Here is a 23,027-nt window from a genome sequence, read left to right on the forward strand (position 1 = left end):
ACTCATGACCAATCAGCCCCACACTTCACCGATTCCGACGTTAGGGCGTTTTCCTGCGCTGGACCGGGTTGAGTATCCGGCGGATCTGCGCAATCTCTCGGTTGAGCAGCTTAAGCAGGTTGCGGATGAACTGCGGGCCGAAACGGTGGACGCGGTTTCCACCACGGGGGGGCACCTTGGGGCCTCCTTGGGTGTTGTGGAGCTGACGGTTGCCCTGCATGCGGTGTTTGACACCCCGGATGACAAGGTGATCTGGGATGTGGGCCATCAGGCCTACCCTCACAAGATTTTGACCGGGCGGCGTGACCGTATCCGCACCCTGCGCCAGCCAGGTGGCCTTTCAGGCTTTACCCGCCGTGCAGAAAGCAAATACGATCCGTTTGGGGCGGCCCATTCCTCCACCTCCATTTCCGCCGGACTCGGCATGGCCGTGGCCCACCACTTGCGGGCGGAGGAAGACCCCAGCTACCGCGAACGCAATGTGATTGCCGTAATTGGCGATGGCTCCATTTCCGCCGGTATGGCGTATGAGGCCATGAACAACGCCGCCGTGGCTGGCCCGGGTGCTGAACGGCTGATTGTCATCCTGAACGACAACGAGATGTCCATTGCCCCACCTGTGGGCGCAATGTCGAACTACCTGTCGCGCCTGATGTCTTCACGCAAGTTCATGGGCCTGCGTGAACTGGCTGGCAAGTTTGTCAAAAAGCTGCCTGCCCCTGTGGAACGCACAGCCCGCAAAGCCGATGAATATGCCCGCGGCATGATTACCGGCGGCACGCTGTTTGAAGAACTGGGCTTTTACTACGTTGGCCCCGTAGATGGGCATGATCTGCCGCAGTTGGTCTCTATCCTGCGCAACCTGCGCGATACGGATAACGGCCCCATCATGCTGCATGTCATCACGGAAAAAGGCCATGGCTATCAGCCAGCCGAAAAAGCCGGGGACAAGTATCACGCTGTTGCCAAGTTCAACGTTGTCACCGGTGAGCAGAAAAAAGGCCCCGCAGGGCCGCCGAGCTACACTTCCGTGTTCTCCCGCGAGCTCACGCGCCGTGCCGCCACCGACAACAAGATTGCCGCCATCACCGCCGCCATGCCGTCTGGCACGGGGCTGGATGCCTTCGCCAAAGCATATCCGGACCGGTTTTTTGATGTGGGCATTGCCGAGCAGCATGCCGTCACCTTTGCCGCAGGTATGGCTACGGAAGGGCTGCGCCCGTTCTGCGCCATTTATTCCACCTTCCTCCAGCGCGCCTATGATCAGGTGATGCACGATGTAGTGCTGCAAAAGCTGCCCGTGCGCTTTGCCATTGACCGCGCCGGTCTGGTGGGGGCCGATGGCGCCACCCATGCTGGCTCGTTTGACATTGCCTATCTGGGCTGCCTGCCGGGCATGACCATTATGGCCCCATCCGATGAGGTGGAACTGCTGCACATGACAGCAACCGCCGCTCTGTTTGATGAAGGCCCGCTTGCCCTGCGCTACCCGCGTGGCAGTGGCCTTGGGCTGGACCTGCCTGCCGAGGGCACACCGCTGGAAATTGGCAAGGGCCGTATCATCCGTGAAATGGGTGGGCAGTCCAGGCCGGAAAAAGGTGGCGTGGCCATTCTCTCGCTTGGCCCGCGTCTGGCTGAGTGCCTGAAAGCCGCAGACATGCTGGCCGCCCGTGGCCTGCCGCCCACCGTGGCGGATGCCCGCTTTGCCAAGCCCTTTGATACGGAACTGGTGGAAAACCTGGCCCGCAACCATGCGGTACTGATTACGATTGAGGAAGGTTCGGAAGGTGGCTTTGGCTCCCTTGTCGGGCACCATCTGGCCCGCACAGGCCTTTTGGACAACGTGCGTTTCCGCCCCCTTACCCTGCCAGACCGCTTCATTGACCATAATACTCAAGCCGCCCAATATGCCGAAGCCGGGCTCTCCGCTCCGCACATCGTCGGAACCGCTCTAAGCGCATTGGGCGTTGATATTACGGAACAGATGGCCTGATCTGATATGGCAAGACGTCGTGTTGACCAGCTTCTTGTAGACAGGGGGCTGGTTGAAAGCCGCACAAAAGCACAAGCCCTTATTATGGCTGGGCTTGTGTTTTCTGGTGAAAAACGCGTAGCCAAAGCTGGGGATCAGGTTCCTGAAGATGCACTACTGCAAGCGCGCGGGCAGGAACATCCTTGGGTGTCTCGCGGCGGATGCAAGCTGGCTCATGCCATTGAACATTTTAGCCTTTCTCCAGAAGGGCGCGTCTGCTTAGATGTTGGCGCTTCAACCGGTGGGTTTACAGATGTGCTTCTTACCCACGGCGCTAAACACGTTTACGCTGTTGATGTTGGGCACGGACAACTGGCATGGAAATTGCGGTCTGACCCACGCGTAACTGTGCTGGAAAAGTGCAACGCCCGATATCTGGATAATACAACCATACCGGAAGCCCCTTCCGTGGTTGTGTGTGATGCCAGCTTTATCGGCCTACGCACAGTGCTCCCTGCTGCGTTGGCACTTACCACAGAAAACGCTTGGGCTGTCGCGTTGATCAAACCTCAGTTTGAAGCCGGGCGCGATCAAATAGGAGCTAAGGGCGTCGTGCGTGATCCTGCAGTGCATGATGCTGTTTGCGAAACCATTTTTTCTTGGTGGAGTAGCCTTCCCGGCTGGAAAGTGCTCGGAATTGAACCCAGCCCTATTACCGGACCAGAAGGAAACCGAGAGTTTCTTATCGCGGCTGAACGCATCTAGCTGATACTATTAATTGTAACACTAAATTAAATTTTCAGGTTTCCCTGCCTTTTTTGCATGGCAGCATATCAATTTTTTTGCCACATTTCTTTGTGATCCTTCTACACGTTATCACTAGGAATAAGGGCAAGCATCTCATGCGCAAAATTGCAGGTCTGTTTGGCGTCGCCTGCCTTGCATTTACAAGCAGCCACGCACTGGCTGCCCCAGTTTTTCATTCTACATCGCACTCTTCTGCCCCTACCCAAAGCATGCAGGCAACGGAAGTTGGTAATACGCTTTTACGTGGGTATGAGCAGGACGGTTTGATCCTGCATGATGATGTCCGCGCAGGCACGCTTTCAATTCAGGCGGACCCAGCAACACTACAGGCGCATAATTCTAATACGAACAATCGCTATCGGCTGGCCATGAAGGATGTTCTTTCTGCCGCAGCAACATATGCGTATCTGTATTTTGGGCAGAACCCCGATGCGCGGGAAGTTACTGTATCTGCCAATATCCAGGCAGATGGCTTTACACCTGCCAGTGCAAGCTCAGCAGATACAGCAGAACCTGCCATGACCTTGGAAATTGCACGGCCAGCCTTCCCGATTTCTGCTGATACCAAGCCAGATTCATATTCCGCGCAAACCATTGGTATGATTTTGGATGGCATGGACGCTTCCAAAATTACCATTGCGCCATGGCTGCGCTCTGCCCTGAAAGAAAGCAATTAACGCGTAAGGGCCACCGCCCAGAAAGCATACTGATGCGCATATATAAAAGAGGCTGGTATCTATCAGCCTCTTTTTTTGTTATACCCGCCTTCCTTTCCCTTTATGTAGCAGCATATCCGCAATGTCTTCCCGCACTTATACTTCCACATCAGCTGATGCTAACAGCTCAGCCCTTACCGATCTGAACGCGGAAGAACGTTCACGCATTTTGGCCAAGGCTGCGCTTTTTAGCCCCCCATCTGCCACTCTATCCGATGGACGGAGAGATCTGGTTGGGCTTTCACGCGATGAACTCACGGATATTCTGACAGAAATTGGTGAAAAACCCTTCCGCACCAAACAGCTCTGGCACTGGATTTATCATCAGGGTGTGACAGATTTTTCTCGGATGAGCACCATAGCCAAACCTCTTCAGCAAAAATTGGCTGAACGGTTTATTATTGGTCGCCCAGAAGCCGCAACGGTTCAGACATCATCAGATGAAACACGTAAATTTCTGTTCCGTTTTCGTGATGGGCAGGAAGCTGAAACCGTTTACATCCCTGATCGGCGCGAAGATCGTGGCGCTGTATGCATCTCATCACAAGTTGGGTGCACACTTTCCTGCACTTTTTGCCATACAGGCACGCAAAAGCTGGTACGTAACCTCGGGGCGGCCGAAATTGTCAGCCAATTCATGGCTGCGCGGGATTCCTACGGAGAATGGCCCAGCCCCAAAGGCGAAACCCCACGCCTTCTCTCCACCATTGTGCTGATGGGTATGGGCGAGCCGCTCTATAATTATGAGAATGTTGCCAAAGCCATGAAAATTATCATGGATGGCGAAGGTATTGGGCTTTCTCGTCGACGCATCACACTTTCTACGTCTGGTGTTGTGCCTCTCATGGACCGTTGCGGCGATGAACTCGGGATCAATCTAGCGGTTTCCCTGCACGCAGTAAGAAATGATCTGCGTGATGAAATTGTGCCGCTAAACAGAAAATATCCGATAGAGGAAGTATTGGCAGCCTGCAGGCGCTACCCTGCGGCCAGCAATGCCCGTCGTATTACGTTTGAATACATTATGCTGCGCGGCATAAACGATAGCGAAGCCGATGCGCGGGAGCTTGTGCGCCTGATTTCTGGCATTCCGGCAAAAGTTAATCTTATTCCGTTCAATCCGTGGCCGGGTAGCGATTACAAGCCTTCTACGCGGGAACAGCAAAACCGGTTTGCAGAAATTGTTATGAATGCAGGATTTGCCTCCCCTATCCGCACACCTCGTGGGCGAGATATTCTGGCAGCCTGTGGGCAATTAAAAACCGCAAGTGAACGCGCGCGCGCAAGTGCTGTACCTGTTTCGGAATAATTTTTCCGCATAAACAGCCCTTGGTGGGCGAATGCACTCTGGTTACACGCCTCCTGCAGTGATAGGAGGAAAGCCATAGTTACAGATTTATATATCAGGAGATCTGCCTCATGGGCCCGACTTCCGCCCGGAAAGACGTCAAAAAGGTTGTTCTGGCTTACTCTGGTGGCTTGGATACATCTGTTATCCTTCGCTGGCTCCAGAACACCTATGGTTGCGAGGTTGTTACCTTTACGGCTGACCTGGGCCAGGGGGAAGAACTGGAACCTGCCCGCAAAAAAGCGGAAATGTTTGGCGTAAAGGAAATCTTTGTTGAAGATCTACGCGAAACATTTGTGAAGGACTTTGTCTTTCCCATGTTCCGGGCCAATACCCTGTATGAAGGCCAGTATCTTCTGGGTACATCCATTGCGCGCCCGTTGATTGCACAGCGCCAGATTGAAATTGCAGAAGCAGTTGGTGCAGATGCGGTGGCACATGGTGCAACCGGCAAAGGCAATGATCAGGTTCGTTTTGAGTTGGCATATTACGCCCTCAAGCCAGACATCACGGTTATTGCTCCTTGGCGGGAATGGGATCTGACATCCCGCACACGTCTGTTGGCATTTGCTGAAGAAAACCAGATTCCGATTGCCAAAGACAAGCGCGGTGAAGCCCCCTTCTCTGTAGATGCTAACCTGCTGCATTCTTCTTCCGAAGGGAAAGTGCTGGAAGATCCCGCGGTTGCTCCAGAAGAAATTGTGTTTCAGCGCACAATCTCTCCAGAAGCAGCACCGGATAAGCCCACAGAAATCACCATGGATTTTGTGAGCGGCGATCCCGTTGCCATCAATGGCGTAGCTATGTCTCCTGCTACATTGCTGACACGCCTGAATGAATTGGGGAAAGCCAACGGCATTGGTCGTTTGGACATGGTGGAAAACCGCTTTGTTGGCATGAAATCCCGCGGGATTTATGAAACACCCGGTGGTACCATCCTGCTGGCTGCACATCGCAGTATGGAATCCATCACGCTGGATCGCGAAGCCATGCATCTTAAAGATAGCCTGATGCCGCGCTACGCTTCCATTCTGTATAACGGCCTCTGGTTCTCTCCAGAACGGCGGATGCTGCAGGCTCTTATCGATGCCTCCCAGCATTCTGTTACAGGGCGCGTTCGTCTCAAACTGTACAAGGGCAACGTTATCTGCGTTGGGCGTGAAAGCCCGAACAGCCTGTATGATGCCCGAGTTGTCACGTTTGAAGATGATGAAGGCGCATATAACCAGCAGGATGCTCAAGGCTTTATTAAGCTAAATGCACTGCGCCTGCGCTTGGGCGCGCAGATCGGGCGTAAGGGTGGTGCCCTGTAAGGCCCCCCTTTTCCACCATCCATCAGAAGGTGTTGAAGAAGATCATGATCCGTCGCTTTTCTCTTATTCCCTGCATGCTTGCGGCCAGCTTGGCCGTATCTCTTACGGCCTGTGGTTCTCACAAGGAAGAACAGGAATTTACGCCTGCTCAGCAGATGGAAAAGCTGCGCTCTGCACCTGGCGTAACCGTTCTAAAAGATGGTTTGGCCTATAAAGTGCTGGAATCCGGCCCCAAAGATGGTGAACAACCACGGCCGGGTGATGGCATGATGCTTATTTATGAAGGGCGTCTGCCTGATGGTTCTATCTTTGATAGCTCAGACCAACATGGCAGCGGTGCCTATATGCAAATGCCTCTGGCTGGCCTGATCCAAGGCTGGATGGAAGCTCTACCCCTGATGCATGTAGGTGATACTTGGATGCTGTATGTTCCGCCAGAACTGGGGTATGGGCATAAATCCATGGGCATTATTCCTTCAGATAGCCCGCTGATTTTCCGCATCCAGCTTTTGGGTGTGGAACATGCACACAATTCGCCCTGATATAAACTCTCATGATAATGCGGGTTCTTGACTTTAAGAACCCGCTTGGGTTTTTGCCCATGCTTTCTTCACGCTTTGCGTATCGTCTTTTATGTGGCGGCATGTTGCTTTTGGTGGCGGCGTGTTCCCCTAAAAGCGGCTCCAGCCTTTACGGCACCAACTGTGGCATTTGCCATCATGGTGGCGATGGTATGCCCGGCTCTGTTCCCCCTCTTGTAAACCGTATTGACCAGATTGCCAGCACCCCAGAAGGGCGCAAATATCTGGCTGATGTGCTTATGAACGGCGTAAGCGGGCCTATAAAAGCCAATGGTGCGGCTTATAGTGCAGAGATGCCCCCCTTCCGCTATCTTAAAGATGAAGAAGTTGCCGCCATCCTGACTTGGCTTTCACAACGTGGAAACCTAAAACCTGCCCCAACAATAAGCGCGGCAGACATTGCAACCGCACGGGCTGATCGGAAATCAGCTGGTAAAGTTGCAGGCGAGCGGGAAGAACTGGATCGCACACATCCAATCCCATAATCTGTCCCCATAACATGTGGTGATACTTTTCTTATGCAGCGTATTTTTTCTGGTATTCAGCCTTCCGGCGTTCCCCAACTTGGAAATTATCTTGGGGCAATTCGAAACTGGGTTAATTTGCAGGCAAACTATGAGTGCATTTTCTGCCTTGTAGACATGCACGCTATTACCGTGTGGCAAGACCCGGAAAAACTACGCGAACATACCTTAACACAGGCCGCCATCCTGCTTGCTGCGGGCATTGATGCCGATAAGCACATTCTCTTCAACCAATCTGCCGTTTCTGCCCATGCGCGGCTGGCATGGATTTTTAATTGTGTTGCGCGGATCGGATGGCTCAACCGTATGACGCAATTTAAGGATAAAGCGGGGAAAGACCGCGAAAATCATTCGGCCGGCCTATACGTGTACCCCAACCTTATGGCTGCCGATATTTTAGCTTATAAAGCTACGCATGTTCCGGTGGGTGAAGACCAGAAGCAACATCTGGAACTTACCAATGATATCGCCCAAAAATTCAACCATGATTACAAGGTAGAGTTTTTTCCACAGGTAGAGCCCCTTATTCCACCTACAGCAGCACGTATCATGAGCTTACGTGATGGCACCAAAAAGATGTCCAAATCCGACCCTTCTGCACAAAGTCGGATTGAATTAACAGACGATGCCGATGCGATTGCTTTAAAAATCCGCCGCGCAAAAACAGACTCTGCCCCCCTACCAGAAGATATCGTAGGCCTTGCTGATCGCCCTGAGGCAAAAAATCTTGTTTCCATTTATGCAGCCTTGGCAGATATTTCGGCTGAGCAGGTATTAAAACAGCATGCAGGCCAAGGTTTTGGGCCATTTAAAGCAGCGCTGACAGAAATTGTGGTTAACGCTATTGCTCCCATCGGGCTAGAAACCACACGCCTTTTGCAAGATAAAAGCTATTTGCTCAAAACTTTGCATTCTGGCGCACAACGTGCACAAAGCATTGCAGAACCTATTGTTTCCGAAGCTGAAAAACTTGTTGGTTTTCTAAAATAGACACAATCTAACACTATTTTTTATGTGCAGATGTGCGGGCATTTTCAATAATGCCCGGCGCTGCCAAAGTAACCAGAACAATTGCCACTATAAATAAAATATATTTTTGGCAATGCATATAACCTACAGCCCCCAAAACACCCCCAACAATAAAACAAAATACAATTTGTGCGTGTAGCCATAAGCGTTTTTTGATAATATCCAAATACTCATCATTAATTTGATGGTAAAAAGATTCAAGCCAATCGGATATTTCTATTCCAAGGTCTGTCAACATTCCGGTAACGTGGGTTGTACGCACAACAGACCCAGAAATGCGTGTTACTGTAGCGTTTTGTAACCCCATGACAAAACTCAAAACCAATGCAGCACCGCCGTCTGGCACGCCCACCTGCGTAAACCAAGTAGATTTCACACCTAAAGCTACAAGGATAACTGCTTCTAAAACCAAGCTAAAAGCATATACAGCGCCCCAACCTTTCCGGCGCCCCATATTAACTAAAACAGTGCAAACTATGGCCCCCAGAACAAAGCTTATAATTAAAACAAAACATAAAAAGGCGGCCCTAACATCTAAAGCATTTATTTTGAGAGCCAGACTGGATGCGTTGCCTGTCATATTGGCGCAGTAATATCCAAATTGCAGAAAACCAAGCACATTTACAGTGCCTGCTACAACAGCAAGAGAACTGCCGAGTTGCCGGTTCATCTGAAAACTGCGCTGACTTTTTTCTCTCAAAAGCATGATTAAGAATTTCTCCGCTTTAATGATGCAAAGCAATGCCATTGCCCTGTTTTTTTTACACTTTTTATGTGAGATACCCCTTGCCAAATACCTTGAAGACAGATATTAAGCTCCCACAAACCGGGTGCGTAGCTCAGCGGTAGAGCATCGCCTTCACACGGCGGGGGTCACAGGTTCAATCCCTGTCGCACCCACCACGGTTTTTCCTAGTTTTTATAGAGTTTTAGAGTATTTGTGCTCATCTCTCATATTCTAGGTTAACGCGATTTACTCCCTTTAAAAATCAATAATCCATTATCAAAAAAGAACATGATGGAATGGCCTATTATGTCCATACCACCAAACTGTTCCAATGATGATATTCTCGATACGTATCCGCGCTTAACCGTTCTTGGTTGTTGCTCATTTGGCGAAGGCCTGAAACTCTTTGATCTACCTTGGCAGAGCACACTATAAGTGCCTTAAAAGACTTTGCTTATTATCACCAATGATTAAACTTATCCCCTCCTCCCCGGAGCACTTTCCAACTCTGCAGACATTCTGGTTTGCCATCCTGTACGTTTTTGAAAATGACCCTAAGTGGCACGGAGGAAGAAAAATGGATCCGAATGCGTAGAAGCAAAGCGTTCGCCAATATGTAGGTTGAGAAATATCCTGTTTTCTATGCTGCTCTTCTACTATCTAAGCCAAAAAAGACCTCTAACCGAATACATCTTACGCTCCACACTTACCCAGCCTGCGCCGTAGTATTGCCATCTTGAACTACAAAAAAGCCCTCCAATATGGAGGGCTTTTTATATGACTTAAGTCACAAAACCATTAGAAGTTAAAACTACTTCAATTTGCCAAAAATCAAACGGCTGTTGTCGCAACTTCTGGTTCAGGGTTAAGTCGATACCCCCCACCTTCCGTAACCAGCAAAGAGGCATGAGCTGGATCTGGCTCAATCTTTTGGCGTAGGCGGTAAATGTGTGTTTCCAGCGTGTGTGTTGTTACCGCTGCATTATATCCCCACACCTCGTTCAGCAAAACCTGCCGGGGTACTGGGCGCGTTCCTGCACGATAAAGAAACTTCAGAATAGCCGTCTCTTTTTCCGTCAAACGAATGCGACGATTTTTGGCTGGTTCCTGCAACAGCTTGGCAGAAGGGCGGAACGTATATGGACCAATGGAAAACACAGCATCTTCACTGTTTTCAAACAGTCTCAACTGCGCCCGCAATCTGGCCAGAAGCTCTGCTATACGGAAAGGCTTTGCAACGTAATCATTGGCGCCAGCATCAAGCCCCTTCACAATATCAGATTCATCATCTGATCCTGTAAGCATGATAACGGGCATACGCAGGCCATCCTTGCGCAGTTCTGCACAAAAATCGCGCCCATCTCCATCTGGCAGGGTTACGTCCAGCAGAATAGCATCACATCGTGCATCTGGCTCCTTCAGCTTCTGGCGAGCTTCGGCCAATGTTGCCGCCTCCAGAACCTGAAATTCCCCGTCCAACTGCAACTGCTCTGCCAGTGTTCTGCGAATGACCTGATCGTCATCTACAACCAAAATTGGGCGCGCACCCGTCATGGAACATCGTCTCCTTATGTCAGCCCTCTGGCTCGGCTGCCTTGGCCTACTTCTTTACCGATCACACAACGAATCGTATCGAAACCAATTTCCGGCATGATACGTCAACCTCACGCGAAAGCCATAAAGCAGGGGTAAGATTGTTTATGATGATACACGTCTGGCCAACAGTAAACAGCAATATGGATGCACAACTGCATTGCAGACACAAAAGCATGAGCGCCGTTATCGGCAAGAATGGCGTAACGCACCATAAACGCGAAGGCGATCTGGCAACGCCGCTTGGCATCTTCCCCCTACGGCAGGTATTTTATCGGGCTGACCGGATTACAAAACCTCAAGCTGCCCTGCCCGTTATCCCTTTAACCCCAAAGGATGGGTGGTGTGATGATCCTTCATCATCCTGTTATAACCAACATATTCAGCTTCCATCTTCCTTCCGGCACGAAGCTCTGTGGCGTGAAGATGCTGTGTATGATCTGATTGTCGTGGTTGGTTACAATGATAGTCCAGCAGACCCCGGCAAAGGTTCTGCCATTTTCATGCACCTGCAGCGCCCCAATAAAACACCAACTGAAGGCTGCGTTGCGCTAACAGAAGCGGATCTACGCTTTGTTCTGGCCACTGGAGCTACAGAAATAACCATTCATCCGGCACGTTAAGCGGTGTTGCCAGAAGCAGGTTTGGCCATTTGCTCCGGCGCAATCAACCCTATTGCCACATATCCGGGTGTTAGGGTCGGTTGTGGCTCATCTTCTGCCGAAACAATCGTAATGGCGGCACCTTTCTGAAGCACCAAAAACAATAGGAAGTGGCTGCTTTCACTCAGAAGATAATCTTGATTATCTTCTGAGACTTCTATCGCAACAAAATGCCAACCTTGGCTTACCAGCGCTTCCAGCACGGTAAAATTCCATGCAGGCTGCCCCAAAACCTTTCCGCGCGCTTCCCGGCTAAAACCGCGATACTGATCCAACCGCGCAATACCGGGGCTGACCTGATAAACCCTCTGCCCTCCAAAGTGCGGTGCCAAATGCGCGCAGACTAACCCATTATAAATGGCATCCGGCGTGGCTGAAATGAGATAGTCAGCCGGGCGTTCTTCCAAATTTTCTGTACCTTCTTCCGATAAAACCTCAGCACACAAAACTGGCACGCCAGCACGCTCGGCTGGGCGTAAATCACTCACAGAACTATCCACCAGCAAAACAGGCGTACCCACAGCATGCACTGCCATAGCCAACTGGGTGGACCAGTCATTTGCCCCCACAATGGCCAGAGCAGGTTGGTTGGAAAGTGTAAGATGCAACCGGCGCCCAAGCGGAATAAGGGAAAAACCATGTAAAATCATGGTGGAGGCAATAACGGCAAAAACGGCTGGCATAACTTGAGAGGCTCCGGGGTACCCCGCATCCTGCAAGCGCACACCGGCGGCACCTGCAACTGCGGCTGCCACAATACCACGCGGTGCAATCCATCCCATAAATAGCCGTTCAGCCCTGCTAAGGCTGGAACCTATGGTAGCCAACCAAATACCCAACGGCCGCACCACAAACAGCACTGCTAGCGTTAAAGCCCCAATAGACCATGACAAACCAGCCAGCTCACCACGTGTAAGATCTGCTGTAAGCATGATAAACAGGATGGAGACAATGAGCACCACCAGCGCTTCTTTCATTCGCTGGATTTCCGCCATACCGGGAATACGCAGGTTTACCAGCGCCATACCAAATACAGTGGAGGCAATTAGCCCAGCACCATCCATGGTTAAGGTACCAATAACGTACAGAATCAACGCAAGGCTGAGCAGTATCGGCATTTTCAGGATTTCGGGCATTAAATCCCGTATGCACAGCCATCGCACACCCCACGCCGTACCAATGCCAAGCGCAATCATCAAAGTAGCGCTCATCAGCATATGCGGGATGATGGATACAAAAAATGTGCCAGACCCCTCCCCTGGCTGCATGAGCAGCACTTCCAGCACCAATGTAGCCAGAATGGCACCGACGGGGTCATTCAGAATGGCTTCCCACCGCAGAAAGGCTGAAATACGAGGTTTGAGCTTAGCGTGGCGCAACAAGGGCAGAACAACCGTTGGCCCTGTTACAACAATAATGGCACCAAACAGAAAGGCCGGGCCCCAGCCCATGCGCCCAACATAATGGGCTGCAATGCTGCCTAAAATCAAGTTGATCGGCAATGCCACCAGCGTAAGGCGCAAAACGCCTTCACCGGCTTCTTTTAACTGACGAAAATCAAGCGCGAGGCCGCCTTCAAACACGATAAGCGCCACAGCCAAAGAGACCATTTGGTGAAAGGCGCTACCAGCTACCTCTGAGGGATGCATGATCTGCAACCCGGGCCCAAAAAGCAGCCCCAGAGAAAAAAGCAGAACGATGGCAGGTAACCTGAAGCGCCAAGCCACCCATTGTGCCAGCATACCGCCGCCCAACACGAGAAAAACAAAAAGAATTACGCTTTCAGTCATGCTGGGCCATTTATCTTATTGGTCTATAGGACCTGATGAATCAGACATCAGTATTATGCGTAAGACCAATAAGATGAACAGTTAAAAATGTTTTCCTATTCTATACCTGCCTCAAGTTCTGGCGCGGCTCGCTCCATTACGGCGGCAAAAAAGCCATCAGTTCCGTCCCGCAAAGGTGTTAGACTAATGGAACTTTCCTTGCGCAATGCCTCTGGCATATTGGGGCTATCTGAAGGAACAAGCCTGAAATCAGGATGGCGCGCTAAAAATGCCGTAACCTGATCCATATTTTCTGCACGTAGCAAAGAACAAGTTGCATACACCATCCGCCCTCCGGCACGCACAAGCGCTGCGGCCCGATCCATAATGGTAGCCTGTTTTTCCAGCAGTTCTGTCAGATCCTGTTCCGTGGTACGAAAACGCGCATCCGGGTTTCGGCGCCACGTACCCGTGCCGCTACATGGTGCATCCACCAACACCCGATCAAATGATCCGGCTCGGCGCTTAGCCCACTTGTCTCCGGGCACTAGCAAGTGCCGTTCCACATTATGCACACCCGCACGCCGCAAGCGTTTAACAGCACCTTCTAACCGAGGCGCAGAAACATCGCATGCAACAATATGGCCTTTGTTTTCCATCATCATGGCCATGGCAAGTGTTTTACCGCCAGCACCTGCGCAATAATCCAGCACACGCATCTGAGGCTCAACGCCACTTATGGCCGCAACAAGCTGGCTGCCTTCATCCTGAATTTCTACCAGCCCATCACGGAACGCCACACTGGTTGTAACTGGCAAACGCGCAGGCAAACGCAACCCCCATGGAGAAAGCGGCGTGGGTTCAGCATGCAGGCCTTCACATGCCAAACTACGCTGCGCCTCCTTACGGGGGCCGCGCAGAATATTTACCCGCAAATCCAACGGCGCTGGAGTGGACATGGCTGCAAGCTCGTCTTCCAGCTTATCGCCAAAAGTTGCTTCCAGATGCGGCAACAACCAATCTGGTAGCTCCAACCAAACCGCCCGAGGCATTTCCGGGTTATCCAGCGTTTTACCTGCTAGCGGCGTAAGTGTTGAAAGTTCACCACGCGTTAAAGCCCCTGCGGCAAAGCGCCCCTGCTCGAACATTTCCTCTACTTCAGCAAGAGAGAAACCATCGAACAACAAACGCGCCCCAGCCCGGAGCCGAGCAGATGCCACCTGCCCTTTTTGCTCCAACCACCAGCCAAGCCGACGCCACGCCCGCATTACATCCCATACAAGGCCGGATATGGCTCTGCGGTCTCCGCCGCCCATGTAGCGCCGCTCTCTGAAAAAGCTGTTGGCTACAGCATCAGCGGGTTTGCGCGGGGCGGCTTCCATTGCTGCAAGCAAATCAATGGCGGCCGCAAGCCTGGCTGAAGGTGTCATATGTGGTTATCAATCCCGACGGTAATTAGGGGCTTCACGCGTGATGGAAACATCATGCACATGGCTTTCACGCAGGCCTGCGCCTGTAATACGGCGGAACTTAGCACCTTCCTGCAGTTCCTTCAGCACGTGGGTGCCTGTGTAGCCCATACCGGCTTTAAGGCCGCCCACCAGCTGATGAATAACCGCAGCCATGCTGCCTTTGTAAGGCACGCGGCCTTCAATACCTTCTGGCACCAGCTTGAGTGCATCCTTGACTTCCTGCTGGAAATACCGATCAGCCGAACCACGCGCCATAGCACCAAGGCTGCCCATGCCACGGTAGGATTTGTAAGAACGTCCCTGATACAGAAACACCTCACCTGGTGCTTCTTCCGTGCCAGCAAGCAAGGACCCCACCATAACCACATCGGCACCGGCACCAATGGCCTTTACGATATCACCCGATGTACGAATACCGCCATCTGCAATGCAGGGAATACCTTTTTCCTTACATGCCAGAGAGGTTTCAAGAACGGCGGAGAACTGAGGCACACCCACACCAGCCACAATACGTGTGGTGCAAATAGAACCTGGGCCAATACCAATTTTTACGCAGTCTGCGCCGACTTCAATCAGAGCATGAGCCGCTTCTGGCGTTGCTACGTTACCAGCCACAATCTGCACATTAGCATCATAGGCTTTCAAGCGTTCAACTGCACCCAGAACACCTGCGGAATGGCCGTGCGCTGTATCTACCACTAGCACGTCTACACCAGCTTCAATCAACATTTTGGCGCGGTTAAAGCCATCTTCACCCACGCCTGTTGCTGCTGCACAGCGCAAGCGGCCCAAACTATCCTTGATAGCCAGCGGATGGGCAACGGCCTTATCCATATCCTTAACGGTAATGATACCTACGCAGCGGTCTGCATCATCAACCACCAGCAGTTTTTCAATGCGATGCTTGTGCAGCAATTGGCGGGCCGTATCTGCATCCACACCATTTTTAACCGTGATCAGCCGATCTTTGGTCATCAATTCAGAAACAGGCTGATTGGGATCTACGGCAAAACGGGCATCACGGTTGGTAAGAATACCAACCAGCTTTTGCGTGCCGGGTTCAACCACAGGCAAGCCGCTAATACCGTGGCGGTGCATGATATCACGCACTTCAGCCAGTGTCTGATCTGGGCCAACGGTTACCGGGTTTACCACCATGCCAGATTCAAAACGCTTAACGCGACGAACCTGCTCGGCCTGTTCTTCCGGCTGCAGATTTTTATGGATCACCCCAAGGCCGCCTTGCTGGGCCATGGCAATTGCCATCTGGTCTTCCGTAACCGTATCCATCGCGGCGGAAACCAGCGGGATATTCAGTTCGATAGAGCGCGTGAGATGCGTGCGAACGGTTGTCTGGCTAGGCACAACGTCAGATGCAGCCGGCACAACCAGCACATCGTCAAACGCCAGAGCTTCCGTAACACGGCTATAGGGGGAAGAGGTCATGCTGCGGGCACCCTTGCTGAAATACAAAAAGGCAGGTTACCCTGAAGCATATGCTACGCCGCAGGTCACCCGACCATTGGCGCTCCCTCTTATGATGATGCACGCATAAACGCAAGCGCTACACGCATCTTCTCTCCGTTTTTTTAATGTGAATGTAAAAAAGCAGAGCTTGAAAGTTTGAAAGACACCCGCATACAGGCCATAACACGGTAGATGAAACGTGTTCTTCCTCTTCTGTGGGGTTTTATGCTGGCCCCTGCTGCTGCACATGCAGTGGAAGCTCCGCAAACAGGAGGCACGCTGCGCATTCTGGTTTCTAGCGCAGCGGGCACGCTTGATCCGCAGATATCCTATATCGGCCTAACAAAATTTTTTGAAACACCTGTTTATGATACGCTTTTAACCTACCCAAAATTTGCGGGAGCTGATGCTCAACCTGTTATTCCCAATCTGGCAGAAAATGTTCCTGATCCAGAAGATAACGGGCTGACCTATAGGCTGACCTTGCGCAAAGGTATTCATTTCTCTAACGGGCAGCTTTTAACCGTGGCGGATGTTGCTGCTTCTTTCCGACGCATTTTTGCTGCAGGCAGCCCTACTGCGGGACCGTATTATAGTGCAATTAAAGGGGCAGATACCTGCCTGAAAGACCCTGCCCACTGCACTTTGGCCGAAGGTATTGAAACAGACGCAGCAACAAATGCCATCACATTTCACCTCAGCCGCCCGGATCCTGAATTTCTGGAACATCTGGCATGGGTTCACGCAAGCATTCTGCCCGCAAGCACGCCTAACCATGATATGGGCAACACAGCCCCTCCGGGCACGGGGCCTTACCAAATTACAGATTACAACCCCACAACGCATATGCGTTTTGAACGCAACCCATACTTTCATGAATGGTCACACAATGCGCAGCCAGCGGGCTTTCCTGATCACATAGAAGTAACATTCGGACTGGAGCCAGAAGCCGCCGTAACGGCAGTAGAAAACGGTCAGGCTGATCTGATGTATGAAAACGTTCCGCTAGACCGCTTGGGTGAGGTTGGCAGCAAATATGCAGACCAAGTGCATATTTTCACCCCTTTGCTGTATTATTACGCAACGCTGAATGTAAATGAACCGCCGTTTACATCCCTCAAAGTGCGGCAGGCACTGAATTACGCGGTAAATCGGCATGCGATGGTGATTTATGATGGGGGCAGCGCTGTTGCAGCTCCGCAGTGTCAGCTTCTGCCAGAAGGCACTCCGGGGTACGAACGTTTTTGTGCCTATACCGCTGGCGCGTCTCCGCAAAACCCTGCGTCAGAATGGGCCAAACCAGATATGGAAAAAGCTCGTCAGCTTGTGCGGGAAAGTGGCACCCAAGGTATGCGGGTGACGATTGTGACCCCTTCAGGTGGCAAATCGGACAACACTGCTCTAGATTTGCGCAGCATATTAGAAAATCTTGGTTACAAGACTTCAGTCCACAGCATTAGCCCTGCCATCCATTTCACGTTTGTGCAGAACTCAGACAACCATGTGCAGATTTCCATTGGTGGATGGAATGCAGATTACCCCTCTGCAGCCAGCTTTCTGGACACACTGTTTGCGTGTTCCAATTTTCACCCCCATTCCGATAATTCACCCAATATGTCCGGCTTTTGTGACCCGCATATTGATGACATGATGCGCCATGCCGCCCAACTTGCCTTAACAGATCACGCAGCCAGCAATGCGGCATGGGCTCAAGTTGATCAAGCGCTGATGGCGCAAGCCCCCGCCGTGCCTTTGGTGCAAACCAAAAGGGTTGTGCTGGTTTCTAAACGCACACGAAACGTCATAATTACGCTTAATGATGAAATCCTGCTTTCTCAGCTACAGGTTCCATGACTGATCCCGCCCCCATCACTGCGCAAAATACCAAGCCACCCGGCCCTTGGCGGATGGCATTGCGGTCCCTACGCCACAATCGCTCTGCGTTGTTTTCTTTTGCCGTTTTGGTGTTTCTCGCTGTGGCCAGCCTGCTTGCGCCCTATTACGCTCGCTATGTTGCGCATACAGATCCTTTTGTTTCCAATGTGGCTGGTTCCATCACGGTGAATGGGCAGGAAGTGGATATCATGCAGCCCAATGATAACCCGCTACATCTTGGCCTCAGCCCCATTGGCCCTACATGGCATGGAAGCTACATGCTTGGGGCAGATAGCCAAGGGCGTGATATTGCTGCACGGCTGTTATATGGCGGCCGGAACTCTTTGCTTATTTCATTCTGTTCTGCCGTTCTGTGCCTTATAATGGCTGCCGCTGTGGGAATAACTGCCGGTTTTTGCGGTGGCATTGTAGATATCATTCTTTCCCGCATGATGGATATCATGTGGTCTGTTCCTGTGTATCTGTTCGCTATTTCTCTTTCCATTGTCACTGTCAGTGATGGGCTGCATCTGGGGCCGTTTGTTATTGAATCTGATAACCTACTACTGCCTATCTGCATTATCGCCTTGGTTTATATCCCTTATGCTGCACGCCCCATTCGTGGCCGGGTGATGGCATTGCGGGAGGCCGAGTTTGTTATGGCTGCACGCTGCCTTGGCGTGCCCCGTTGGCGCATTGTGTTGCGAGATATTCTCCCCAACGTAACCTCCACTCTTGTTGTTCTTGGGCCGCTTATCATGGCTATGTCTTTGCTGGCAGAAAGCGCGCTCTCGTTTCTATCCATTGGCGTGCAGGCACCTGCGGCATCTTGGGGAACGCTTATTCAGGATGGTGAAGGGCTTATTTACACGCGCCCCATGGTGGCCATTGCACCGGGCTTGGCCATTATTGCCGTAGTGCTGGCCCTAAACATTTTGGGCGATAGCCTGCGAGATGCGCTGGATGTGCGTGATGCCAGCCATCGTGAACAATAGGAGGCCCACCACATGTTGATGGCCGCCCTCCGCCGATTGGGACAAACAGTTTTCGTGCTGTTTGGTATTTCCGCGTTAGTGTTTGCCGTATTTTTTGCCACACCTGGCGCAGACCCCACAGCCCGTATTGCTGGCAAAAATGCATCTCCACAAACCATGCAAAAAGTCCGGCAGGAATACGGGTTTGATCGCCCTTTGCCTGTTCAATATGCCATTATGATGAAAAAGCTGTTCATCACGCAGGATCTCGCCTCTTATGCAGATAGAGGCGAACTGGTGGTGCCCGAAATTACACGCGCGGCCCCAGTTACAGTTTCCTTGGTGTGTGGTGCAGCCGTGATCTGGGTTGTACTTTCCATTACCATGGGCACGCTGGCTGCTGCGCTGAAAGGCTCATGGATTGACCGTACGCTGATGATGCTAGGGTTAATTGGTATTTCCATACCCGTTTTCTGGCTGGGGCAAGTGGCAAACCTGATAACGCAGAACCGCTACCATGATACATGGCTTTTTTCATGGGTTCCGGCTCTGGGCTATGTGCCTCTTACACAAACCCCTTGGGGTTGGTTCAAGGCTTTGATTATCCCGTGGGTTGTGTTGGCGGTTTTGTTTATTGGCGTTTACAGCCGGGTGCTGCGGGCTGATCTCGTTGCGCTCTCTGGGGAAGATTTTATACGCACGGCACGGGCCAAAGGGCTTTCTCCTGCCCGCATCCTTATCCGGCACGGGCTACGCACCGCTATGGTCACCTTTGTATCCCTATTCGGTATGGATTTTGCACAGTTGGTCGGAGGGGGCGCATTGCTAACAGAAGTGGTTTTTGGCCTACCGGGCGTTGGGCGCCTAACCTATCAGGCCCTTACCAATCTGGATTTACCCCTCATTATGGCGACCGTCATGTATTCTGCTGTGTTTGTTGTGTTGGCGAACGCGGCGGTTGATATGATCTACCTTCTACTTGACCCCCGAGTGCGCGATGCCCGCTAACATGCCCTCCCAAGCCCTGCTGGATGTGCGCGACCTACGGGTGTGTTTTCCGGCCCGCGGGCAGATGATCCCAATTGTGGATGGTGTTTCCTTCACCCTGAATCATCAAGAAATTCTGGGGCTGGTGGGTGAATCCGGATCGGGTAAATCTGTCACGGCTTTGGCGCTTATGGGCCTGATTGATGCCCCCGGCGTGCAGGTAACAGGTTCTGTCTGTTTTCGGGGGCAGGAACTGGTAGGAATGCCGCAAAAAAAGCTGAGGCGCCTGCGTGGCAAAGAAATTGCCATGATTTTTCAGGACCCCATGACAGCCTTTACACCCGTTTACACAATAGGCTGGCAGATTGATGAGCAGATACGTGCCCACGAACGCGTTTCCCGCAAGCAAGCCCGCACCCGCACTGTAAAACTACTGGGTGATATGGGGGTGCCAGACCCTGAACGCACAGCCGACCGCTACCCACACCAGCTTTCTGGCGGCTTACGCCAACGCGCCATGATTGCCATGGCCCTTTCGTGCAACCCTTCCCTTCTGATTGCAGACGAACCCACCACTGCACTGGATGTCACGGTACAGGCACAGATACTGGAACTCATACGCAGTCTGCGAGATACGCACCACTCATCCGTTTTACTGATTACACATGACATGGGCGTAGTGGCAGAAATCTGCGATAACACCATGGTGCTGTATTCTGGCCGTGTTGCAGAATATGGGCCGACATCTGCCCTATTTGCATTGCCTTCTCACCCGTATACCGCTGGGCTTCTGGCTTCCATTCCACCATTGGATGGGCCACGACCACTGCGTTTGCCAGCTATTGCAGGCTCTCCGCCACTTCCACAAAACCGCCCGGCAGGATGTGCTTTTTCACCACGTTGCCAATACGCACATACAGCTTGCACAATAGCATTGCCACCTTATGTTCAAACAGGGCCGGGTCATTTTGCAGCCTGTGTTCTGCCGCAGGAAGGCAAACCTTTGCCACCACGCGTGAGTGATACGCTTGCACAGGACCACCTCCGGCCATGAAAACGTCCGAAACACCTTCGCTCATTCTGGATGTGCGCGATCTGTACAAAACATATCGTCTTCCTCGCAGGCAAGAACTCAAGGCTGTAGATGGTGTTTCCTTTTCCGTTATGCCGGGAGAAGTGCTGGGCGTTGTGGGTGAATCTGGGTGCGGAAAATCATCTCTAGGGCGTTGTCTGCTCAGACTTGCACCTACCACGAGCGGCCAGATTATATTTGAAGGGCACGATATTACGCATCTGCCTGAACGCACCCTGTGCCCCTTACGCCAGCGCATGCAGATGGTTTTTCAGGATTCCTACGCCAGCCTGAACCCACGCAGAAGAATAGGAGATTTGCTGGCCGAACCCCTTAAGGTTCATCCAGATGTCCAAGGCTGCAAGCGTTCCCCTGCTGAAATTACGGCACGCTTGTATGAACTTATGGAGTTGGTCAGCCTACCCACCACAGCACTGGCACGGTATCCGCATGAATTTTCTGGCGGGCAACGCCAACGCATTAACATTGCACGTGCATTAGCTCTTTCCCCCCAACTAATTGTTGCGGATGAGCCCGTTTCTGCTCTGGATGTTTCAGTTCAAGCCCAGATCATCAATCTGTTTGCTGATTTACAAAAACAACTTGGCCTGACCTACATTTTTGTAGCGCATGATCTGGCTGTTGTACGCCAGATATCAAACCGGGTGGCGGTCATGTATCTGGGGCGTATTGTGGAAATTGGTGATACCGATAGCGTGCTGCATACACCTGCCCACCCCTATACAGCCGCCCTTACGGCAGCCATCCCTCGGCCTGTTACAGGGCTGGCACGCCCAGTCCCTTTGCAGGGGGATGTTCCCAGCCCCATTAACCGCCCTAGTGGCTGCCGTTTTCATACGCGTTGCCCCTATGCGCAAACTCGCTGCAAACAGGAAGACCCGGCTTTACACCCCATTCGTCACGATGGACATGAAGTAGCCTGCCATTTTCCGTTATGACCCGCTGCGCCCACATTGCATTGGAACAGATAAAGCTGCGTTTACTTGTTCCACTGTGGCACATATTTCATTCTGCAAAATATGCGCCATTCCTTTAAAAGAATTATCTCGTATCAGTCTGAGTCCCTGTCCTGCCCACAAAGACATGTTCTCAGCGTTTCCATCACGCGCTGCCTTCTTGCGTAATGCTTGGGTTAAGGCGTTTTGGACAGGGTAAGGAAATGGTTGAGAACTTCCATATTCTTTAATAAATTGATTGCATATGCCACGTGCTAACCTGCCTGAAAAAACATTGGTCAATACAGTGCTTTCTGCCGGCAAATGCTGCGCAAGAACTTTTCTATACGCTGGGGCCAACACTGCATCTGAACAACCAAGAAATGCTGTCCCCATCTGCACAGCTTCTGCGCCCAAGCTTATGGCCGCCACTATGCCTTCTCCATCCATAATGCCCCCGGCGGCAATAACTGGAATTGAGAGATCTTTTACAATCTCCCGCACAAGAGGAAGCAATCCTATGCCATTTTCACCATCAGAAAGAAAGCTTCCGCGGTGCCCACCTGCTTCTATGCCCTGAGCACAAACAGCATCTGCTCCAATATCTACCCATGCGCGTGCCTCTGCACTGGTTGTTGCCGTGCCGCATACAAGAATGCCTTGGGCATGCAGCTTGGAAACCTGCTCTTGTGTAAGAATACCAAATGTAAAGCTTGCAACTGGAGGCTTGACGTGAAGCAGAACCTCAAATTGCTCCTGAAATGATGGAGCATATTGATGAGGCAATATAAAATCTAATTCCAGTTTTTCATAAACATCACGCAAAAACAAAATATCTTGTGGATCAAGCTGATAATGGGGCAGATGATCAATAATAAAGAGATTAACGTTAAAGGCGGATGTTGTTTCAGATTTTATCTGACGAATAGAGATCTCAATTTCTTCTGGGGACATCATGCCAGCGCCAAGAGACCCTAAAAAAACCTGCATTACTAGCAGCAACAACCATATCCGCAGTGCTTATTCCTGCCATAGGGGTCTGAACAACTGGCAAGGCAAGCTCTAGCTGCTCAACAAAAGCACGATGTAGCATTATGGTTGCCTTTCTATTTTTTTGCAGTTTGGCATTTCATTTGCAAAACCTATTCTCCACGATCTTCATGCAATCGTCACAGTACTAAAT

20 protein-coding genes and 1 tRNA gene are annotated in these 23,027 nt (G+C 51.5%); 15 read left to right on the forward strand and 6 right to left on the reverse strand.

The features are described from left to right. Window positions 1-4 precede the first annotated feature (4 nt). The 8 genes from dxs (at window position 5) to trpS (ending at window position 8,251) form a co-directional block, all read left to right on the forward strand. A complete protein-coding gene (dxs, locus tag A4S02_RS05585) occupies window positions 5-1,993 on the forward strand; it encodes a 1-deoxy-D-xylulose-5-phosphate synthase (protein ID WP_070323195.1) in 1,989 nt (662 codons plus the stop codon). Window positions 1,994-1,999: 6 nt separating this feature from the next. Beyond that, window positions 2,000-2,737, forward strand: a complete 738-nt coding sequence (locus tag A4S02_RS05590) for a TlyA family RNA methyltransferase (protein ID WP_070323196.1) — start codon at window positions 2,000-2,002, stop codon at window positions 2,735-2,737. A 137-nt stretch (window positions 2,738-2,874) separates the two neighbouring features. After that, entirely contained in the window at window positions 2,875-3,456 is a 582-nt protein-coding gene (locus tag A4S02_RS05595; RefSeq protein WP_019087716.1) for a hypothetical protein, read from the forward strand. 121 nt (window positions 3,457-3,577) lie between these two features. Continuing rightward, on the forward strand, window positions 3,578-4,804 hold the full coding sequence (gene rlmN, locus A4S02_RS05600) for a 23S rRNA (adenine(2503)-C(2))-methyltransferase RlmN (RefSeq protein WP_019087717.1): 1,227 nt from the start codon (window positions 3,578-3,580) through the stop codon (window positions 4,802-4,804). A gap of 110 nt (window positions 4,805-4,914) precedes the next feature. After that, on the forward strand, window positions 4,915-6,156 hold the full coding sequence (locus A4S02_RS05605; RefSeq protein ID WP_019087718.1) for an argininosuccinate synthase: 1,242 nt from the start codon (window positions 4,915-4,917) through the stop codon (window positions 6,154-6,156). Window positions 6,157-6,200: 44 nt separating this feature from the next. Then, on the forward strand, window positions 6,201-6,698 hold the full coding sequence (locus tag A4S02_RS05610; RefSeq protein ID WP_070323197.1) for an FKBP-type peptidyl-prolyl cis-trans isomerase: 498 nt from the start codon (window positions 6,201-6,203) through the stop codon (window positions 6,696-6,698). A gap of 59 nt (window positions 6,699-6,757) precedes the next feature. Beyond that, complete coding sequence (locus A4S02_RS05615) at window positions 6,758-7,222, forward strand: c-type cytochrome (RefSeq protein ID WP_026019167.1); 465 nt, start codon at window positions 6,758-6,760, stop codon at window positions 7,220-7,222. Between the two features lie 33 nt (window positions 7,223-7,255). Next, a complete protein-coding gene (gene trpS / locus A4S02_RS05620) occupies window positions 7,256-8,251 on the forward strand; it encodes a tryptophan--tRNA ligase (RefSeq protein ID WP_070323198.1) in 996 nt (331 codons plus the stop codon). A gap of 13 nt (window positions 8,252-8,264) precedes the next feature. Here the strand turns inward: trpS and A4S02_RS05625 are convergent, their stop codons facing one another. Then, window positions 8,265-8,996, reverse strand: coding sequence for a YoaK family protein (locus A4S02_RS05625; protein WP_070324192.1), 732 nt, complete (start codon window positions 8,994-8,996; stop codon window positions 8,265-8,267). Window positions 8,997-9,118: 122 nt separating this feature from the next. Between A4S02_RS05625 and A4S02_RS05630 the strand changes: the two genes are divergently transcribed. Continuing rightward, window positions 9,119-9,193, forward strand: a tRNA-Val gene (locus tag A4S02_RS05630). Window positions 9,194-9,848: 655 nt separating this feature from the next. Here the strand turns inward: A4S02_RS05630 and A4S02_RS05635 are convergent. After that, the gene (locus tag A4S02_RS05635; RefSeq protein WP_003623877.1) at window positions 9,849-10,571 is read right to left on the reverse strand and encodes a response regulator transcription factor; all 723 of its coding nucleotides are present in this window, start codon (window positions 10,569-10,571) and stop codon (window positions 9,849-9,851) included. Window positions 10,572-10,717: 146 nt separating this feature from the next. On the opposite strand from A4S02_RS05635, the gene A4S02_RS05640 reads away from it, so the two are divergent. Then, window positions 10,718-11,233, forward strand: a complete 516-nt coding sequence (locus A4S02_RS05640) for a L,D-transpeptidase family protein (RefSeq protein WP_208858921.1) — start codon at window positions 10,718-10,720, stop codon at window positions 11,231-11,233. On the opposite strand, the gene A4S02_RS05645 is transcribed toward A4S02_RS05640, so the two are convergent. The 3 genes from A4S02_RS05645 to guaB form a co-directional block, all read right to left on the reverse strand. Beyond that, window positions 11,230-13,062, reverse strand: coding sequence for a cation:proton antiporter (locus A4S02_RS05645; protein ID WP_070323199.1), 1,833 nt, complete (start codon window positions 13,060-13,062; stop codon window positions 11,230-11,232). The genes A4S02_RS05640 and A4S02_RS05645 overlap by 4 nt on opposite strands. A 95-nt stretch (window positions 13,063-13,157) precedes the next feature. Next, window positions 13,158-14,471 (reverse strand): RsmB/NOP family class I SAM-dependent RNA methyltransferase, encoded by a 1,314-nt coding sequence (locus A4S02_RS05650; RefSeq protein ID WP_070323200.1) that lies wholly within the window; start codon window positions 14,469-14,471, stop codon window positions 13,158-13,160. Window positions 14,472-14,480: 9 nt separating this feature from the next. Continuing rightward, a complete protein-coding gene (gene guaB, locus A4S02_RS05655; RefSeq protein WP_070323201.1) occupies window positions 14,481-15,959 on the reverse strand; it encodes an IMP dehydrogenase in 1,479 nt (492 codons plus the stop codon). Between the two features lie 213 nt (window positions 15,960-16,172). Between guaB and A4S02_RS05660 the strand changes: the two genes are divergently transcribed. Genes A4S02_RS05660 through A4S02_RS05680 form a run of 5 tightly spaced genes read left to right on the forward strand, consistent with a single transcriptional unit; the run spans window position 16,173 to window position 21,847 of the window. Beyond that, window positions 16,173-17,834 (forward strand): ABC transporter substrate-binding protein, encoded by a 1,662-nt coding sequence (locus tag A4S02_RS05660; RefSeq protein ID WP_070323202.1) that lies wholly within the window; start codon window positions 16,173-16,175, stop codon window positions 17,832-17,834. Next, the gene (locus tag A4S02_RS05665; protein ID WP_070323203.1) at window positions 17,831-18,850 is read left to right on the forward strand and encodes an ABC transporter permease; all 1,020 of its coding nucleotides are present in this window, start codon (window positions 17,831-17,833) and stop codon (window positions 18,848-18,850) included. The genes A4S02_RS05660 and A4S02_RS05665 overlap by 4 nt, the downstream gene beginning before the upstream one ends. A 12-nt stretch (window positions 18,851-18,862) precedes the next feature. Further along, window positions 18,863-19,837 carry an ABC transporter permease gene (locus A4S02_RS05670; RefSeq protein WP_070323204.1) on the forward strand — a complete coding sequence of 325 codons (975 nt, stop codon included), beginning with the start codon at window positions 18,863-18,865 and terminating at the stop codon, window positions 19,835-19,837. Between the two features lies 1 nt (window position 19,838). Beyond that, window positions 19,839-20,870, forward strand: a complete 1,032-nt coding sequence (locus A4S02_RS05675; protein WP_099046882.1) for an ABC transporter ATP-binding protein — start codon at window positions 19,839-19,841, stop codon at window positions 20,868-20,870. Further along, the gene (locus tag A4S02_RS05680) at window positions 20,867-21,847 is read left to right on the forward strand and encodes an ABC transporter ATP-binding protein (RefSeq protein ID WP_070323206.1); all 981 of its coding nucleotides are present in this window, start codon (window positions 20,867-20,869) and stop codon (window positions 21,845-21,847) included. The genes A4S02_RS05675 and A4S02_RS05680 overlap by 4 nt, the downstream gene beginning before the upstream one ends. Here A4S02_RS05680 and A4S02_RS05685 read toward each other — a convergent pair. Beyond that, on the reverse strand, window positions 21,842-22,801 hold the full coding sequence (locus A4S02_RS05685; RefSeq protein WP_249023567.1) for an NAD(P)H-dependent flavin oxidoreductase: 960 nt from the start codon (window positions 22,799-22,801) through the stop codon (window positions 21,842-21,844). The two genes, A4S02_RS05680 and A4S02_RS05685, sit on opposite strands and share 6 nt — an antisense overlap. Between the last annotated feature and the right edge of the window lie 226 nt (window positions 22,802-23,027).

Origin of the sequence: Acetobacter ascendens (assembly GCF_001766235.1) — a bacterium.
Taxonomy (GTDB): Bacteria; Pseudomonadota; Alphaproteobacteria; order Acetobacterales; family Acetobacteraceae; genus Acetobacter; species Acetobacter ascendens.